This window comes from Bradyrhizobium sp. CB1717, from assembly GCF_029714325.1.
In the GTDB taxonomy this organism is placed as follows: domain Bacteria; phylum Pseudomonadota; class Alphaproteobacteria; order Rhizobiales; family Xanthobacteraceae; genus Bradyrhizobium.
Genome location: NZ_CP121666.1, coordinates 2,444,077 through 2,462,200 on the forward strand (window position 1 = coordinate 2,444,077; position 18,124 = coordinate 2,462,200).

Sequence of the window (18,124 nt, forward strand, 5' to 3'; positions counted from 1 at the left end):
AAAGGTGCGCGTAAACCGTCGCGTTGAACCGGGGATGATCGAGACCTGAGCGGGGGAGCGGCAGTCATCCTCGGAGCTCCTCGATCAAGCCGCCGGCATTTCGGTTTGCCCGCGCATCCGCGGCGGAGCGGTGTTAACCTCGATCCGTTCTTGGGAGACGATGCCGCCCTTTGCAGGAGATTGTTTCTCTTTCCTCGCTAAATTGTTCCGACCTCTTGTTCATCAAAACCGAGATAGCCACGCTTCTTCAGAGATTGTGGTTCAGCACGCGGACTTACGTGGCCTCGTTGATGGCTTGATCTGGCCGAAGACCGGCTTCACCTCGATCGTCTGAGCCGCAACGCCGTTGATGCGACTTTCTTCCCCTGGGCTTCGCCCATTCCTCGCGAGACAAGAAAGTCGCCACAACGACGTCCTCCGCTGCGCTCCAGCCCGAGCGGGTGCGTCGCCGATCGTCCTCGGCCCTAGATCGCCATCGAGGCCGCGGTGGTCGCGGGCTCGAAACACAACAGGAGAAGTGACATGGCTAACGTCGGTTCCTTCAAGAAGGTCGGCAACGAATTCCAGGGCGATATCGTGACCCTCAGTCTGAAGGCCAAGGGCGTCCGCATCGTCGCCGAGACCAACCGATCCAACGACAACGCTCCCAGCCACCGCATCTATGTGGGCCGGGCGGAGATCGGCGCGGCCTGGTCGAAGCGCTCCGAGGAGGGCCGCGACTACCTCTCACTCAAGCTCGATGACCCCTCGTTCAACGCGCCGATCTACGCGAACCTGTTCGACGACGAAGGCGGTGAAGGTTACACCCTGCTCTGGTCGCGGCCGCGCAAGACCGGCGACTAAGAGCGCCCTGGCAAGCCCCGTCCGGTCCGCCGGGCGGGGCGCTTCGCGGCAGGCCTGAGACGGCTTACGATTTGCTAAGCCGCGCAGCCTTTTTGAGCAGGTCTCCCGGTTCGACTCCCAATGCTTCAGCAATTTGCCCGAGCACAGTGACGTTTGCTGATACATCGCCGCGCTCGATGACTCCGACATAACGCGACTTAAACCCACGCGCTCGGCCAATTTCTCCTGTGTCATCATCTCGCACGGGCCAAATGGGTGACCGACGTGGGGCCAAACTAGGGACTTCCTACAACTGCATCGTTCATAACTATTGCGCTGCAATTTGTTAGCAGTGTGCAATGGGGTGGAAGCAATGCCTGAATTCGACTGGCGCTCGCCGGATTCCTAGAAGAGCCTACAAGACGCGGAAGTCACCGACATCGCCTGGAAATGTCTCCGCCGCAACGCCGACTACCGGCGTGAGTACGAGGCGATGATTGCCAACAGTCCGAACGGCGAAGTGACTCACGAATTCGGGAGGAAATGGGGTCTCTGCTTTCGTCCATGACCCGCAGAGGTCGTTCGGCGAGCCGGCGATCTTTTGGGCGCCGGAGGTTCTAGCCACGGTCATTCCGGTGAAGGTTGTCTCGACGGCCGACCTGGTGTCGGCGCCTCAGCCACTGCTGGACCTTACAGCTGGCAAGGTGCGCCGCGCCGTCGGCGGTTGGCATGCCGTGCTGCGCATCGGTGCGGTAGATCATCGTGTCTGGTCGAAAGAGTCGCCGGTGCTCGGCGCGTCATATACAGCCGAATTGCCGTTTGATGGCGATTTCGGCGCACGTGCCTATGCAGCCCGCCGGCTGTGGCGCGCCATGAATGGGCCTGCGCCAGGTCCGGCATTTCACACGCTATCCAAACAGCGGCGCGAACGTCTGAGCGCCGCGATCCGCGCGCTCGATGCGCATAGCGCCGGCGGCAGTTATCGCATTATCGCCGAAGCGCTGTTCGGCAAAAAGCGCATCCCCGATCGGGCCTGGAAGACGCATGATCTGCGCAGTCGAACAATCCGCTTGGTGCAAGGCGGCCTCGCGTTGATGCGCGGTGGTTACCGCAAACTCTTGCGGCCCGGGCGCAAGGACGAGTAGCGCAGACCCGAAGGGTGCCGAAAGTCGCCCCATCCATATTCGGCATCCCCCTCCGAGATCCTGCTCCTCCATGATGACCGCACACACGCCGACCTAGCCAGACGTAGTGCGGTGTAATCCTGGAGTTCTCAAATGCCCGATCCGATGGCCGGTCTTCCCGAGCGATTCCTGCGTACACCTGAGGCCGCGCGCTATCTCGGCCTGTCAGGCCGCACACTCGAAAAGCACCGCACATATGGCACCGGGCCGACGTATCGGAAGATTGGCGGACGCGTCGTCTACGCCGTTGATGATCTGAAAGCGTGGGCCGACCGCGGCGCCAAGACGTCGACCTCCGACCCCGGGAAGGGGACCGTGCTACCGGCCAAGAAGCATCCCGCGCTGCGCCCGTATGCGGGCCAGGAACGCCGCTGATTGCCGTGTGAGAGTAGTGACCATGCGCCGCAAACACCATTCGGAGCGCGAGCAGCTTGAGCTCTTTCGGGCGCTGCCCGGAGATCTCGCGCCACGCGATACGCAGGATCTGATGGCTTATCCGTTCTTCTCGCTCGCAAAAACCAAGCGGATCGTACCGATCGATTTTCGTGCCGGTGCGATCGCAATTCGGGTCGAAGCCGTGCCGGAACATGGCATGGCGACGATCTGGGATGCGGATGTTCTGATCTGGGCCGCGTCCCAGATCGTCGAAGCCCGCGATGCCGGCCTGAAGACGTCGCGCCTGATGGCTGCAACGCCTTACGAAATTCTGACGTTCGTCGGCCGCGGCACCAGCGCGCGTGACTACGACCGGCTGAAGGCGGGTCTCGACAGACTTCAGTCAACGACTGTGCTGACATCGATCCGTCAGCCGACAGAACGGCGACGGCATCGCTTCTCCTGGATCAACGAGTGGAAGGAGACATCCGATGCAAACGGACGTCCATTTGGTCTCGAATTAATCCTGCCCGATTGGTTCTATGCTGGCGTTATCGACGATGCGCTGGTGCTGACGATCGACCGCGCTTACTTCGATCTAACGGGTGGACTTGAGCGCTGGCTTTACCGCCTCGTGCGCAAGCACGGCGGACGCCAGGATGGCGGGTGGAGCTTTGACCTTGTGCATCTCCATGCCAAGTCCGGCATCCTCTCGCCGCTCAAGCACTTTGCTTACGACGTGCGCCAGATCGTCCAGCGCCAGACATTGCCCGGCTATCAGCTCGTGCTCACGCGAGACCGGAACGGCATCGATCGGCTGAACTTCACGCCAACGCCTGTTGCTCCCTTAACGGCCCGCCTGCGTCGGTGCGGTCTCATTCCAAATTCGGAGGACAATCTGTGAATCAACTCGTGCTATCGGGGACCGCAGCCCTCGTGCTATCGGGGACGCGACCCTCGTGCTATCAGGGACCGGAATCGAGCCTAAGAGCTTGTTTATCCGCGCATTCCCGCTGCTCTAACTTTACTAACCAGGAATCCTTTGGATTTCTTCTAACGGAACAGGCCGAAAGCCGCGTTGGCGGCGGTCAGCAACGGCAGTCCGATAGGCCAGCCTGCCTTTGCAGGCCATACATACTCTCCACCGAGACCCAAGCTCGCAGCTGCCAGATCCAGCATCAGGGAGCCGCGGCATGAGCACTTTCACGGAAGTGGAAGCGTTGTGGCTCGAGAAGCGCATCGAAAACCGCGTTCGGTTCGGTCGTATCGTCAATGAACGGGAGCTTGATCGCCACCGGCGTGTCCTTTCATTTGCGCCCGGAGGCATCTTTGCCTTCGTCCGTTGGAGCTCCAACGACTTTGGCAAGATCATTTCGCGGATCGACATCTTGCGCGCGGTCGCTCCGGGACAGCGCTGCTCGACCGTCCCTTATGTGACGCCCGGCGGAGAGATTTTGCTGCGTCTGTCCGGCTGGCCGAAGGTCGAGCGAGTGCTGCAAATAGTCGATGCCATTGAGGCACTCGGCGTCGATCCAGCTGATGTCGCGCCCGATCATTGGCATCACGTTCATAACCGTCTGTCCGTCAACGAAGACCCACGCCCGTATACGAAAGCCCGCCATCAGGCCTGGCTTCATCGCCAAAAGGTGATGCGTTGATGAGCCGCCTCATGATGCTGGCCGCGACGATTGGAGTCGGTGCTGCGCTCATCGCAACGATCGTCCTGGAGCCGCTTCCGCTTTACATCTGGAACGCATCCGCGAGCGTGCCGATCGGTCTCTACCGCCTCCAACCCCCGGACCAATTCCAAGTCACTGAATTGGTCGCCGTGCAGCCGCCGGAGCCGCTCGCGACCTTCCTCGACCTTAACGGCTATTTGCCCATTGGCGTCCCCATGCTGAAGCGCGTGCTTGCCCTTCCTGGGCAGACCGTTTGCAGAACCGGCCTCACGATTTCGGTCGACGACGTCGCGGTGGGCGAGGCGAGGGATCGCGACGGACGCGGGCGGCCATTGCCGAAATGGCAGGGCTGCCGCGTCGTCGGCGACGGCGAGCTGTTTCTGATGAACTGGCAGTCCGACGACTCCCTGGATGGCCGATATTTTGAATTCTTGCCTGCGTCGGCGGTGATCGGCCGTGTGCTGCCCGTGTGGACGTGGGAGGAGTGATCGTGCGTGTTCCACGCTCTTATCCCGCCAATTCTCTGTTCGATCGATCGCGGGACCATTCCTCCGTCCCGACCAACGCTAGCAGGGCCGACGCGCGCGGCGGCAGTCCAGGGCGGCCGCATGGCCGGCGCGAAGCGGCTTTGCCCTGGACGGGCGCGAGCACGACGGCGTGCTTGGCTCGGTCGGGCGTGCGTGTTTGGGCTGTCGTGTCGCTGCTGCTTATTTTCGCTGCGTCGGACAGTGCTGCTCCAGCCCAGAGTGGATCAGTGTTAGCTCAAGCGGTTGCTCAGGCAAGCAACCCGTTTGCAGCTTTCGTCGACGAAGCCTCGAAGCGTTTTGCAATTCCGGTGAACTGGATCGGTTCGGTCATTAACATCGAAAGCGCTGGAGACGTGCACGCCAAGTCGCCAAAAGGCGCAATGGGCCTGATGCAGATTATGCCGGCGACTTGGGCGGAACTTCGCGAGCGCTACAATCTCGGGAACGACCCCTACGATCCGCACGACAACATTCTGGCCGGCACGGCTTACTTGCGCGAATTGCTCGATCGATATGGCTCGCCTGGGGTGTTTGCCGCGTACAATGCGGGACCATCTCGCTATGAAGAACATCTCGCAGGCGGCTCTCTGCCAGAGGAGACGCGAGCATACGTCGCAAAGCTTGCAAATCTGCTTGCTATCGAACTGCCGCCGAGATGGACGTCCAGCGGACAGTCATCAGCAACTCCAACGCTATTCGTTACGCGATCCGGTCTCATGAACACACGCGTTCGGTTGCCGGCGCTCATGCCGTCGGGCGGCGTCACGACTGCAATCTCTGCGCCCGATGTTTCGCCCATGGTCCCCCGGCCTATTGGCGTGTTCGTCCCTCGATCGGATTCGGGAGTATCGCAATGACCAGGTGTGCGGGTTCGCAAGCTTTGGTGTGCTTCACCAAGCAGGTGCCGCGTGCTGATGGCGTAGGGGCGATGCCTTCGGCCCGCGCTCTACTCGTCGCTTCGCTCCTCACCGAGCCACCCTTCGGGTGTCTCGGCCCTTCGGGTAACGATCGCTATCGCAAGCGCTCGGAAGCAGTGGGGGCTTCGCCCGTTGGCTGCCAAGTCGCGGGGGCTCTTTCGGCAACCGGCGACCGGGAGACCACGACGGCAGCACGGCGAGATAAAAGGGGCTCGCCGGTCGAACCGCAAGCCATTGGCATGGCTTGGGTTCTACCGTGCCGGCCGGTCGGGGCGCGTGCCGCGCCATGCGTTTTGAGCAATGTAATCAAGGACATTTTCGGCACCGTGTGCGCTTTTCCTCGTTGGGAGGTGCTGCCGTGAGTGTAGGCGACAGCGAGCTGCGTATTCGGCCTGGGCGCATCCGCAGTACCCGCGCGCCGAAACCGAAGAGCTTCATCAACCAGGTGCTGCGGGTGGCGAAGAAAGCCGGACACACCTCGGGGCAGGCTGCGGCTGGAAGGCGCTCGGCGGCCTATGGGCGCTCGACGTTTGGCCGTGGGCGCCTCGCCTTTAGCCGCGCCAGATTGTTCAGCCCCACGCGGCGCGTTGTGGTGAAGGCACGCGTGGTTCGTCACAAAGGGCGGGCTTTCCGCTCAGCGCCACTGACCGCCCACCTCTCATATCTGAAGCGCGACGGCGTGACCCGGAGTGGTGAACGGGCCGAGATGTTCGATGAGGGCTGCGACCGCGCCGACAGCACTGCTTTCGCGGGACGGTGCAAGGACGACCGGCATCATTTCAGGTTCATTGTCTCGCCGGAGGACGCCGACGATATGACCGACCTCAGGGCTTTCACCCGCGACCTCGCCAGGCAGATGGAGACCGATCTCGGCACGCGGCTCGATTGGGTGGCTGTCGATCATTGGAATACCGACAACCCTCACGTCCATCTTCTCGTACGGGGAGTAGATGAAGAAGGGGCGGATCTCGTAATCTCCCGCGACTACATCAGCCAGGGTCTGCGCTCACGCGCCGAGGAATTGGTCGCCATCGAACTGGGTCCAAAACCGGAGCGCGAGATCCGCAATTCGCTGGAGAGGGAGGTCACGGCGGAGCGTTGGACCCGGCTCGATCGGGAGATCCGGCTGGCGGCTGACGAAACCGGCTATATCGACCTTCGCCCGGAGAACCCGGGCCAGTCCGATCCCGAGATCCGGCGCCTGATGGTCGGCCGCCTTCAACACCTGGAGAAAATGGGCCTTGCCGCATCCGCGCTACCAGGGGAATGGACGGTAGGGCTCGAGGCCGAGCGGAGCTTGCGCGATCTCGGCATGCGCGGCGACATCATCAAGACCATGCACCGCGCCTTTACCGAGCGCGGCGAAGCGCGCGGCGTTGCAGACTTTGTCATCGAAGGACAGCCGACGTCCGAGATTATCGGACGGCTGGTCGACCGGGGATTGCATGACGAACTGACTGGTGAGGCCTACGCCCTGATCGACGGAACGGACGGACGCGCGCATCACGTGCGCTTCCGAGGGCTGGAGGCTTTCGAGCACGCACCGCCGATCGGCGGAATCGTCGAAGTCCGGCGCTTCGGTCAAGCTGGCGAGCCGCGGCCGACCATGGTGCTAGCAACCCGTTCCGATCTCGATCTCGGTGGGCAAGTCACGGCTAAAGGAGCGACCTGGCTCGACCACAGGCTGGTCGAACGCGACCCCGTGCCGCTCGCCATGGGCGGATTCGGCGGCGAGACCCGCGATGCCATGGAAGCCCGCACCGAGCATCTGATCCAGGAGGGCCTGGCGCGGCGGCAGGGCCAACGCATCATCTTGCAGCGCGATCTCCTGAACACGCTGCGCCGGCGAGAGCTGGATGAAGTGGCTGCAAAGGTCTCGGCCGGCAGCGGCCTGCCTCACGTGAACGCCGCCTCTGGGGAGCATGTGGCGGGCACGTATCGCCAGCGGCTGACGCTCACCTCAGGACGTTTTGCCATGATCGACAATGGGCTAGGCTTCCAACTCGTGCCCTGGTCGCGCGAACTCGAAAAGAGGCTCGGCCAACACGTCACCGGCGTAGTGAAGGACGGCGGTGGGGTCGAATGGGGTTTTGGCCGCAAGCGCGACCTCGGCCTCTAGCAATCTCTCCAACTCAGTTGCGGGAAGGGCGTTCGGGATGTCCGGAACCAAAATCCTCTGGGGCCAGGTGATCGTTGTCGGCCTGATCGTTTTGCTGGCCATCTGGGGAGCAACCGAGTGGACGGCCTGGCGGCTCGCCTGGCAACCGGAGCTTGGGCGGCCCTGGTTCGAACTGTTGGGCTTCAAGATCTATTACCCGCCCGTCTTCTTCTGGTGGTGGTTCGTTTACGACGCCTATGCGCCACACGTCTTTGTCGAAGGCGCATTTATCGCGGCTTCGGGGACCTTCGTTTCGATCGCGGTGGCGATCGGCATGTCGGTGTGGCGCGCGCGTGAAGCCAAGAATGTCGAGACCTATGGTTCAGCGCGCTGGGCCGATCTGGAGGAGGTAAGAGCGGCCGGACTTCTCAGTCCGGATGGTGTGGTGCTCGGCAAGCTCGACGGCGACTACTTGCGTCATGACGGACCAGAGCACGTCTTGTGTTTCGCACCAACCCGATCCGGCAAAGGCGTCGGTCTCGTCGTCCCCTCCCTGCTGACCTGGCCTGGCTCAGCCATCGTTCACGACATCAAAGGCGAGAACTGGCAGCTGACCGCCGGCTTTCGCTCGCGGCATGGTCGCGTCCTGTTGTTTGATCCCACCAACCCGAAGTCCTCAGCCTACAATCCGCTCCTCGAAGTCCGGCGCGGGGAATGGGAGGTTCGCGATGTCCAGAACGTGGCCGACGTCCTGGTCGACCCCGAAGGCTCGCTCGACAAGCGGAACCATTGGGAGAAGACCAGTCATTCGCTCTTAGTCGGCGCCATCCTCCATGTCCTCTATGCGGAAGCCAACAAGACCCTGGCCGGCGTCGCCGCTTTCCTGTCGGATCCGAAGCGGCCGATCGAGGCGACGCTGAAGGCAATGATGACGACGCCGCATCTTGGTAAGCAGGGTGCCCATCCCGTGGTCGCCTCGACCGCGCGCGAGCTCCTGAACAAATCCGAGAATGAGCGGTCTGGCGTCCTGTCCACCGCGATGTCGTTCCTGGGGCTGTACCGTGATCCCGTTGTGGCTCAGGTGACCTGCCGCTGCGACTGGCGGATTGCCGATCTGATCGCAGATAGCCGCCCGACGACCCTTTACCTTGTGGTGCCACCATCGGATATTTCTCGGACCAAGCCGTTAATCCGCCTGGTGCTGAACCAGATTGGCCGCCGACTGACGGAGGACTTGCACGCTCGCGACCGCCGGCATCGCGTTCTGATGATGCTCGACGAGTTTCCCGCACTCGGGCGGCTCGATTTTTTCGAGTCCGCGCTCGCCTTTATGGCGGGGTACGGCATCAAGAGCTTCTTGATCGCGCAGTCGCTTAATCAGATCGAGAAGGCCTACGGGCCCAACAACGCCATCCTCGACAACTGTCACGTCCGCGTCAGCTTCGCGACCAACGACGAGCGAACCGCCAAGCGGGTTTCCGACGCGCTGGGTACGGCGACCGAGATGCGCGCGATGAAGAACTATGCCGGTCATCGATTGAACCCGTGGCTGGGGCACCTCATGGTCTCGCGCCAGGAGACGGCAAGGCCGCTACTGACCCCCGGCGAGGTCATGCAGCTTCCGCCGATGGACGAGATCATCATGGTGGCAGGGACGACACCGATCCGGGCGAAGAAGGTTCGCTACTACGAGGATCGGCGGTTCACCGAGCGGGTTCTGCCGCCGCCAGATCCGGCGACGGCCGGCCGATCATTGCGAACGGACGGATGGTCAGCGCTTGGAACGCCGATGCAGACGGGAGGTCCAACTGACAAAGTCGCCGAGGCCAAGGAAGACACGGCGAACAGCGGACTCCGTCGCGAGCCCGAACTACCCGATCACGTCGCGATCGCCAACGAGACGACCGAACCGACACCGGCACAAGAATTTGCTGCCGTTCTTGACGATGATGAGGATGCGGTCCGTCAGTCCCGCCTCATACGCCAACAAATGCGCGGCGTCGCTCGTCAGGTCGCCATGGACCCGAATGACAGTATGGAGCTCTGAGGCATTATGCGCGACCGGATGAACGTCTACTTCCCGCCAGAACTGCTGAAACAGATCTCGGAGCTCGCCGATCGCAAGAAGCTTTCTCGGTCGGCGATCGTGGAAGCGGCAGTCGTTTCGTTTCTGTCCCCGGATGGAGCGGACAGGCGGGAGGCAGCGTTCGCCAGGCGCCTCGACCGGCTGTCGCGCCAGATGCAGCGGCTGGAACGCGACGTGGGTTTGACGGCCGAGACCTTGGCTTTGTTCATTCGTTTCTGGCTGACGATTACGCCGCCGCTACCCAACGATGCGCAGGCGGCCGCGCAAATAAAGGGCAAGGAACGCTTTGAGGGATTTGTCGAGGCGCTCGGGCGCCGTCTGCAAAAGGGGCAAAGCTTTCTGCGCGAGATTCCAGAAGATATCCGCCCTCAGGAGCCGGCCGAAGAAACCTGATTGAACCATGCAGCACTACCGTTTCGCCGGTTCCTTCTTTTTCTTCGCTAGCCTACGACCGCAGCGATTTAGCTGAACCGGCAGGAGCTGGTCGCGCTATCGGCTCGAAAGAGTTGACAGCAAGAGGGGCCGGCATGCAAATCTCAAAAGGATGGTGTCGAATTGCGCGGGTTTTTCTCCCTTTTGCTGCTGGATACTATCTTTCGTACCTGTTTCGAACGATCAACGCTCTGATCGCCAGCCATATCAGCTCGGACATCGGGCTTGGGAGTGCCGATCTTGGCTTGCTTACCTCGGTCTATTTTCTAGTTTTCGCGGCGGCTCAGATCCCCGTCGGCATCTTGTTGGACCGATTTGGTCCGCGTCGCGTCCAAAGTGCTCTGCTCTTGCTCGCAGCAGTGGGCGCCGGACTGTTCGCAGTATCGACCGGCTTCCTGTCACTTTTGATCGCGCGTGCAATGATCGGGCTTGGCGTGGCGGCAGCGCTCACGGCAGGTCTGAAATCCATCATCCTTTGGTTTCCCAGGGAGCGAGTTGGCTTGCTGAACGGCTACATGGTCATGTTGGGCTCGCTAGGAGCGGTGACTGCTACTGCTCCCGTCGAGCGCCTGCTCGCTTGGATTGGCTGGCGGTCAATCTTTGAGATTCTGGCAGCGGCTACTGGTGCGATAGCCATTCTCATCTATTTTGTGGTGCCTGAACGAGGCATTGTTCCATTAACAGCGCGCGCCACCCTTGGCTCCGTTTTCGGCGATCGGCGTTTCTGGTGCATTGCGCCATTGTCGGCGACTTGCGTGGGATCGGCCTGGTCCCTGCAGGGATTGTGGGCATCGCCGTGGCTGACCGACGTGGAGAGGCTTGATCGCGCAAGTCTCGTCGGACAGCTATTCATAATGTCCATCGTATTGAGCGGCGCTGCCTGGTTCTTCGGTGTGGCCGTCCATAACATCAAACGCAGAGGAATCGCGGCGGAGACGATATTGGCGATGGTTGCGGTGCTGTTTATAGCAGCCGAGTTAGCCTTGATCCTGCGAGCGCCTCTGCCGTCCATCCTACCCTGGTCTGTCATCGCAATCGTCGGAACAGCAACCGTGATCAGCTTCGCGGTGATATCAGATTACTTTCCGCCGGAGCTTGCTGGTCGTGCCAACGGCGCTTTGAACGTCTTGCACTTTGGTTGGGCATTTCTGGCACAATACGCGACAGGCCTGATCCTGGAGCAATGGCCTGCGAACGACGGCCATAGGACCGTCCAAGCCTATCAGGTGGCGTTCGGCGTCAGCGTAGCGCTGCAGATCGCGGCGTTGGTCTGGTTCGTGGTGCCTTGGCGCCGATCCATCGTTTCGTGGATGAGTTCAATCCTCCTCTTCGAGCCGTCTGATGTTTCCTATGCTGTCGAATCAGTTGGGTTGTATGAGGATTCGGTCATCTTCCTGCCCGCGGATGACGATGCGGAGTGGTAAGTAGCCACTCCCAGCGAACTGATACGATTGAGCAGGCCTCATAACTTCGTTCTCAGTCTTTCTTTTTCTACGCCAGCCTACGATCTTCGAAAGCGCTTGTTGCGTCAAGTCCATCGGTGCCTCTTCTAATCATCCCCATCTGAGGACTGTCGTTCGACGTCCTCATACGGTGGGGACGAACGGTGGCAATCCATTCAATTCAATCGGAAGCGAGTTCGCGCGGCGCGCGAATGCTGCGCAGCGCGCTTGGCACGGCGATTTCCGGCTACCTCGAAGACGAAGCGATCATCGAGGTAATGCTCAATCCGGATGGGCGGTTGTGGATCGACCGGTTGTCGAATGGCCTTGTCGACACAGGCGAAACCCTGTCGGCTGCGGATGGCGAGCGCATCGTTCGCCTGGTTGCGCATCACGTCGGCGCCGAGGTGCATGCTAGCGCGCCACGGGTTTCGGCCGAACTGCCCGGGACCGGTGAGCGCTTCGAAGGTCTTTTGCCTCCGGTCGTTGCAGCGCCGGCCTTTGCTATACGCAAGCCCGCGGTCGCCGTGTTTACGCTCGATGACTACATCGCCCGGAAGATTATGACCCCGGAGCAGGCCAGGATCCTGAAGAACGCGGTCGCGGTGCGCAAGAACATCCTCGTCGCCGGCGGGACATCGACCGGCAAGACGACATTGACGAACGCGCTCCTTGCCGAGGTGGCAAAGACCTCCGATCGTGTGGTTCTGATCGAAGATACACGCGAGCTTCAGTGCAAAGCGCCCAATCTCGTGGCTTTGCGGACCAAAGATGGCGTGGCCACGCTATCGGATCTCGTCCGCTCCTCGCTGCGACTGCGTCCTGACCGCATTCCGGTCGGCGAAGTTCGCGGTGCCGAGGCACTCGATCTGCTTAAGGCCTGGGGCACGGGCCACCCCGGCGGCATTGGGACCATTCATGCGGGTAGTGCGCTTGGTGCGCTGCGGCGGCTCGAGCAACTCATCCAGGAAGCCGTCATCACGGTTCCGCGTGCCCTGATCGCTGAGACCATCAACATCGTTGCTGTGCTTGCGGGGCGCGGCACTGACCGTCGCCTCGCTGAACTCGCCCTCGTCACCGGACTCGGGGCCGCCGGCGACTACAACCTTTCATCAGCAGGAGACTGACATGCGTCAGCAATTTCGTTTTCGTCGAGATGCCGCATCACTGGCCATATCCGGGATGGTTCTTTTGGCGTCGGCACCGGCATGGGCGGCCGGCTCGAACATGCCATGGGAACAGCCACTCAATCAGATCTTGCAGTCGGTTGAAGGACCGGTCGCCAAGATCATCGCCGTCATCATCATCGTCGTGACGGGGCTCACGCTCGCCTTTGGGGACTCGTCAGGTGGTTTCCGCAGGCTGATCCAGATCGTGTTCGGCCTGTCAATCGCGTTTGCCGCCTCGAGCTTCTTCCTTTCGTTCTTCTCCTTCGGCGGCGGCGTGGTGATCTGATGACTGAGCCGGTCGCAGGATTTGTCGTGCCCGTTCATCGCGCGCTCACAGAGCCAATCCTGATGGGCGGCGCGCCGCGATCGGTCGCGATCGTCAACGGCACGCTTGCCGCAGCCCTGGGGCTGGGACTTCGGCTCTGGATCGCGGGTCTTGTCCTCTGGTTCATCGGCCACATGGCCGCCGTCTGGGCCGCCAAACGCGATTCCGCCTTCGTCGATGTGGTGCGCCGGCATCTGCGCATTCCCGGTCATCTCAACACCTGAGCCTGCGTCATGATGAATCTTGCTGAGTATCGCCATTCCAATGCGCGCCTCGCCGACTTCCTGCCCTGGGCAGCCCTCGTCGACGAGGGGATCATCCTGAATAAGGATGGCTCGTTCCAGCGGACGGCAAAGTTCCGGGGACCGGACCTCGACAGCGCGGTGCCGGCCGAACTTGTCGGCGTCGCCGGTCGCCTGAATAACGCCCTGCGCCGCCTGGGATCTGGTTGGGCCGTATTTGTTGAGGCGCAGCGTCATTTTGCTGGGGCTTATCCTCCGAGTACATTTCCGGATGTCGCGTCTGCGCTGGTTGACGCGGAACGCAGGGCTCAGTTCGAGGAGGCGGGAGCCCATTATGAGTCCAGCTATTTCCTAACCTTCGTCTATCTGCCGCCGGAGGAAGGAGCCGCCAGGGCAGAGCGACTGCTCTATGAAGGCCGCGATCGGACTGTTAGCGCAGACGCGCGCGAGGTGCTCCGCGGGTTTGCCGATCAAACCGACCGCGTGCTGCAGCTCGTCGAAGGGTTCATGCCAGAATGCGCCTGGCTCGATGATCAGGACACGCTGACCTACCTGCACTCGACGATCTCGACCAAGCGTCATCGCGTTCGCGTGCCCGAAATTCCGATGTATATCGATGCGCTGTTGGCCGACCAGCCGCTGACCGGCGGACTCGAGCCAATGCTGGGCTCAGCCAATCTTCGGGTCCTGACCATTGTCGGCTTTCCGGGCGCTACGACCCCGGGGATCCTGGACGACCTGAATCGCCTGCCATTCTCGTATCGTTGGTCGACCCGGGCGATCATGCTCGACAAGACCGATGCCACCAAGCTTCTGACCAAGATTCGGCGGCAGTGGTTCGCCAAGCGAAAGTCGATTGGCGCCATTCTCAAGGAGGTCATGACCAACGAGGCGCCGACGCTGCTCGATACCGACGCCCACAATAAGGCGATTGACGCCGACGCGGCGCTGCAGGAGCTGGGTTCGGATCGGATCGGACAAGCCTTTGTCACGGCGACCATCACGGTGTGGGACGGCGATCCCGGTGCGGCCGACGAAAAACTCCGCCTGGTCGAGAAGGTTATTCAAGGCCGCGATTTCACCTGCATGATCGAGACGGTAAACGCCGTCGAAGCCTGGCTCGGCAGTCTGCCCGGGCACGTCTATGCCAATGTGCGGCAGCCACCGGTTTCGACCCTCAATCTGGCCCACATGATTCCGATGTCGGCGGTGTGGGCTGGCGAGGCGAGAGATCTGCACTTCAAGGGTCCGCCTCTTCTGTTCGGCAAGACCGAGGGATCGACGCCCTTCCGATTCTCCCTCCACGTCGGTGACGTCGGTCATACCCTCGTGGTGGGGCCGACAGGTGCTGGCAAGTCGGTCCTGCTTGCGCTGATGGCGTTACAGTTCAGGCGCTACCCGAACTCTCAGGTCTTTGCGTTCGACTTCGGTGGTTCGATCCGGGCGGCCGCTCTCGCCATGGACGGTGATTGGCACGATCTCGGCGGGGCATTGTCTGACGGAGGTGAGCAACCCGTTGCGTTGCAGCCGCTGGCTTGGATCGACGATCCTTCCGAACGCGGTTGGGCCACGGAATGGATCGGCGCGATCCTGGCACGCGAGAAAGTGGAGATCACCCCCGAGGTCAAGGATCATCTGTGGTCGGCGCTGACGTCTCTTGCCTCGGCGCCGAGGGAGGAACGCACGCTCACGGGTCTGTCAGTTCTGCTGCAATCCAACTCCCTGAAACGTGCCTTGCAGCCTTACTGCCTGGGCGGTCCCTCCGGGCGCCTGCTAGATGCCGAATTCGAACGCCTTGGCGAAGCCTCGGTCCAGGCCTTTGAGACCGAAGGTTTGATCGGAACGAGTGCGGCACCGGCCGTGTTGGCGTACCTTTTCCATCGTATTGGTGATCGTCTCGATGGCCGGCCGACACTCCTGATTGTTGATGAGGGGTGGTTGGCCCTCGATGATGAGGATTTTGCGGGGCAACTTCGGGAATGGCTGAAGACGCTTCGGAAGAAGAATGCGTCCGTCATCTTCGCCACCCAGTCCCTTTCCGACATTGATGGCTCTGCGATAGCGCCGGCGATCATCGAAAGCTGCCCAACGCGCTTGTTGCTGCCGAACGAACGGGCGATCGAACCGCAGATCACTGCCATCTACCGCCGCTTCGGCCTCAATGACCGTCAAATCGAGCTTCTGAGCCGGGCAACGCCAAAGTGCGACTACTACTGCCAGTCTCGTCGCGGCAACCGGATGTTCGAACTTGGCCTCGGTGAGATTGCGCTCGCTTTCACCGCAGCTTCTTCCAAGACGGATCAGACGACGATTGCGCAACTCCTCGTCGAACATGGTCCCGAGGGCTTTGTGCCGGCCTGGCTGCAGCACCGTGGCGTCGCCTGGGCCCTCGACCTGATCCCCAATCTCGTCAATCTGGAGAAATCGCTATGAGGCGTCTTGGCTCATTGCTGGCCGCTGGCACCATCGCTCTATCGCTTGGCATTACGATGCCTGCACGAGCGCTTATCGTCTTTGATCCCAACAACTATGTCCAGAATGTCCTGACGGCCGCTCGGGAGCTCCAGCAGATCAACAATCAGATCACATCGTTGCAGAACGAGGCACAGATGCTGATCAATCAAACGAGAAATCTAGCAAACCTGCCGTATTCGTCGCTGCAGCAACTGCAATTCTCGATCCAGCGGACCCAGCAATTGCTGGCCCAGGCCCAGCGCATCGCCTACGACGTGCAGCAGATCGACCGCGCCTTCTCGACCAGCTACGCGCCGGCCACCAGCAGCCAGTCGAGCCCGTTGCTGATCTCCAATGCTCAATCGCGCTGGCAAAATACTTACTCGGCAACGCAAGATGCGCTTCGCGTCCAGGCCGGCATCGTTGGCAATCTCGACACCAATCGCATCCAGACGTCCGCCCTCGTAACGTCGAGCCAGAGTGCTAGCGGTGCCCTGCAGGCAACTCAAGCCGGCAACCAGATCCTCGCGCTTCAAGTGCAACAACTTGCCGATCTCACGGCTGCGGCGGCGGCGCAGGGCAGGGCGCAGAGCCTCGAAGCGGCTCAGCGCGCCTCGGCTCAGGATCAAGGACGAGAACAGCTCAGGCGCTTCCTGACGCCTGGACAGGGCTATCAGTCCACCAATGTGCAGATGTTCCACTGATGACCGACGTAAAGGCATTCAAGGCGCTGTCGCTGCTTACGACAATCGGCCTAGTGGCCATCGTCGCCTGCACGATTCAACTGCGTGGCGGAGATGATTCTCCGCCGACGCCGAAGGCGGGGCAGACGACCGATACAACCATCTCCGACCTCGCACGTTGCCGTGGCGTCATTCCGGAGGAGGCGGCAGGCTATCGCCATTGCCAGCAGATTTGGGCCGAAAACCGGCGTCGCTTCCTTGGCAAGAAAGACGGCGTTGTAGCTCCCGGCCACGATGACTCGGCCAGTTCGACGCCTGCCCCAAAGGATCAAAGCCGGATCCCGCAGGGATATCCGAACCTGGCGGTGCCTGAGGCGAGCAACCCATGACTGGTACGGGGATCATTGACCAGTTTCTGGAAACGTTCACGCGTTATATCGACAATGGCTTCGGCCTTCTCGGTAGCGACGTCGGGTATCTCGCGGCGACGCTTGCGGCGATCGACATCACGCTGGCTGCGTTGTTCTGGAGTTGGGGAACTGACGAGGACATCATCGCGCGTCTCGTCAAGAAGACGCTCTTCGTGGGTGTTTTCGCCTACCTCATCGGTAACTGGAACGGCTTGGCGCGCATCGTCTTCGAAAGCTTCGCCGGCCTTGGGCTGAAAGCAACGGGCGCAAGCCTGTCCGCATCAGATCTCCTGCGCCCTGGAAAGATCGCTCAGGTCGGGCTCGACGCCGGCCGACCGCTGCTCGATTCGATCTCGAACCTGATGGGCTACATCAGTTTCTTCGAGAATTTCGTCCAGATCGTCGTTCTTCTGTTTGCTTGGGTCGTGGTGTTGCTCGCCTTCTTCATTCTGGCGATCCAACTCTTCGTCACCCTGATCGAGTTCAAGCTCACGACGCTCGCCGGCTTCGTGCTCATTCCGTTCGGACTGTTTGGTAATACTGCCTTCGCGGCAGAGCGGGTCTTGGGTAACGTCATCTCTTCAGGGATCAAGGTCCTGGTCCTGGCCGTCATCGTCGGCATCGGTTCTACCCTGTTCTCGCAGTTCACCACGGGCTTCGGCGGCGCTCAGCCGACCATTGAAGACGCGATGACGCTGGTGCTCGCGGCGCTCTCCTTGCTAGGGCTCGGTATCTTCGGTCCGGGCATCGCAAACGGCCTTGTGTCCGGTGGACCGCAACTCGGCGGCGGCGCCGCAATTGGAACAGGCCTTGCTGCTGGCGGCATTGTTGCGGCGGGTGCGGGTCTTGCCGCCGGCGGTGCTGGTCTCGCTGGCGGCGCGATCGCGGGCGCCGCGCGTAGTGGCGGCGCCGCTATGAGCGCGGCATCAGCCGCCTACCGGAGTGGCGGCGTTGCCGGCGTCGCAGAGGCCGGCGCTTCGGCCGCCATGAGCCCGTTGCGTCGTGCAGCGGCTGCGGTCGGTGGGGGTGGGGAAGCCGGCGCGCAAGGCGCGAGCAATTCGGCCGAAGGGCAACCCGATTGGGCGCGACGCATGAAGCGCGCCGAGACCATTCGGCATGGCGCATCGGCAGCCGGCCACGCAGTCCGCTCAGGCGATCACGGTGGCGGCGGCTCCTCCGTCGATTTGTCTGAAGGAGAGCGCTGACACGCAGATCGTTGCGCCTTCGCCACCCGCTGCGCAGGTGACGCAAACGCTCATACCGCACGACTCGGAACCGA

The 18,124-nt window shown here is 61.7% G+C and carries 19 protein-coding genes; all 19 read left to right on the forward strand.

The window, feature by feature from the left end:
- Positions 1-522: 522 nt before the first annotated feature.
- Positions 523-843, forward strand: coding sequence for a DUF736 domain-containing protein (locus QA649_RS11560; protein WP_283024284.1), 321 nt, complete (start codon positions 523-525; stop codon positions 841-843).
- Between the two features lie 418 nt (positions 844-1,261).
- A complete protein-coding gene (locus tag QA649_RS11565; protein ID WP_283026012.1) occupies positions 1,262-1,390 on the forward strand; it encodes a DUF6499 domain-containing protein in 129 nt (42 codons plus the stop codon).
- Positions 1,391-1,457: 67 nt separating this feature from the next.
- Positions 1,458-1,967 carry a DUF2285 domain-containing protein gene (locus QA649_RS11570; protein ID WP_283024285.1) on the forward strand — a complete coding sequence of 170 codons (510 nt, stop codon included), beginning with the start codon at positions 1,458-1,460 and terminating at the stop codon, positions 1,965-1,967.
- Positions 1,968-2,099: 132 nt separating this feature from the next.
- The gene (locus tag QA649_RS11575) at positions 2,100-2,381 is read left to right on the forward strand and encodes a helix-turn-helix domain-containing protein (protein WP_283024286.1); all 282 of its coding nucleotides are present in this window, start codon (positions 2,100-2,102) and stop codon (positions 2,379-2,381) included.
- A 22-nt stretch (positions 2,382-2,403) separates the two neighbouring features.
- Positions 2,404-3,285, forward strand: a complete 882-nt coding sequence (locus QA649_RS11580; protein WP_283024287.1) for a replication initiator protein A — start codon at positions 2,404-2,406, stop codon at positions 3,283-3,285.
- Between the two features lie 289 nt (positions 3,286-3,574).
- Complete coding sequence (locus QA649_RS11585; protein ID WP_283024288.1) at positions 3,575-4,039, forward strand: DUF2840 domain-containing protein; 465 nt, start codon at positions 3,575-3,577, stop codon at positions 4,037-4,039.
- Positions 4,039-4,548, forward strand: coding sequence for a S26 family signal peptidase (locus QA649_RS11590; RefSeq protein WP_283024289.1), 510 nt, complete (start codon positions 4,039-4,041; stop codon positions 4,546-4,548). Before QA649_RS11585 ends, QA649_RS11590 begins: the two co-directional genes overlap by 1 nt.
- Positions 4,549-4,754: 206 nt before the next feature.
- Positions 4,755-5,444, forward strand: a complete 690-nt coding sequence (locus QA649_RS11595; protein ID WP_349254062.1) for a lytic transglycosylase domain-containing protein — start codon at positions 4,755-4,757, stop codon at positions 5,442-5,444.
- Between the two features lie 418 nt (positions 5,445-5,862).
- Positions 5,863-7,623, forward strand: coding sequence for a DUF3363 domain-containing protein (locus tag QA649_RS11600; RefSeq protein WP_283024291.1), 1,761 nt, complete (start codon positions 5,863-5,865; stop codon positions 7,621-7,623).
- A 37-nt stretch (positions 7,624-7,660) separates the two neighbouring features.
- The gene (locus tag QA649_RS11605) at positions 7,661-9,649 is read left to right on the forward strand and encodes a conjugal transfer protein TraG (protein WP_283024292.1); all 1,989 of its coding nucleotides are present in this window, start codon (positions 7,661-7,663) and stop codon (positions 9,647-9,649) included.
- Between the two features lie 6 nt (positions 9,650-9,655).
- Complete coding sequence (locus QA649_RS11610; protein ID WP_157327950.1) at positions 9,656-10,081, forward strand: CopG family transcriptional regulator; 426 nt, start codon at positions 9,656-9,658, stop codon at positions 10,079-10,081.
- Between the two features lie 134 nt (positions 10,082-10,215).
- Positions 10,216-11,544: an MFS transporter gene (locus QA649_RS11615; protein WP_283024293.1), complete on the forward strand. Its 1,329-nt coding sequence runs from the start codon at positions 10,216-10,218 to the stop codon at positions 11,542-11,544.
- Between the two features lie 230 nt (positions 11,545-11,774).
- Positions 11,775-12,689 (forward strand): P-type conjugative transfer ATPase TrbB, encoded by a 915-nt coding sequence (trbB, locus tag QA649_RS11620; RefSeq protein WP_283024294.1) that lies wholly within the window; start codon positions 11,775-11,777, stop codon positions 12,687-12,689.
- Between the two features lie 55 nt (positions 12,690-12,744).
- Positions 12,745-13,017 carry a TrbC/VirB2 family protein gene (locus QA649_RS11625; RefSeq protein ID WP_244486413.1) on the forward strand — a complete coding sequence of 91 codons (273 nt, stop codon included), beginning with the start codon at positions 12,745-12,747 and terminating at the stop codon, positions 13,015-13,017.
- On the forward strand, positions 13,017-13,280 hold the full coding sequence (locus QA649_RS11630; protein WP_283024295.1) for a VirB3 family type IV secretion system protein: 264 nt from the start codon (positions 13,017-13,019) through the stop codon (positions 13,278-13,280). Before QA649_RS11625 ends, QA649_RS11630 begins: the two co-directional genes overlap by 1 nt.
- A 9-nt stretch (positions 13,281-13,289) precedes the next feature.
- Complete coding sequence (trbE, locus tag QA649_RS11635; protein ID WP_283024296.1) at positions 13,290-15,731, forward strand: conjugal transfer protein TrbE; 2,442 nt, start codon at positions 13,290-13,292, stop codon at positions 15,729-15,731.
- Positions 15,728-16,456: a P-type conjugative transfer protein TrbJ gene (gene trbJ / locus QA649_RS11640; protein WP_283024297.1), complete on the forward strand. Its 729-nt coding sequence runs from the start codon at positions 15,728-15,730 to the stop codon at positions 16,454-16,456. The genes trbE and trbJ overlap by 4 nt, the downstream gene beginning before the upstream one ends.
- The gene (gene trbK-alt, locus QA649_RS11645; protein WP_283024298.1) at positions 16,456-16,824 is read left to right on the forward strand and encodes a putative entry exclusion protein TrbK-alt; all 369 of its coding nucleotides are present in this window, start codon (positions 16,456-16,458) and stop codon (positions 16,822-16,824) included. Before trbJ ends, trbK-alt begins: the two co-directional genes overlap by 1 nt.
- A complete protein-coding gene (trbL, locus tag QA649_RS11650; RefSeq protein ID WP_283024299.1) occupies positions 16,821-18,050 on the forward strand; it encodes a P-type conjugative transfer protein TrbL in 1,230 nt (409 codons plus the stop codon). Before trbK-alt ends, trbL begins: the two co-directional genes overlap by 4 nt.
- Positions 18,051-18,124: the final 74 nt, after the last annotated feature.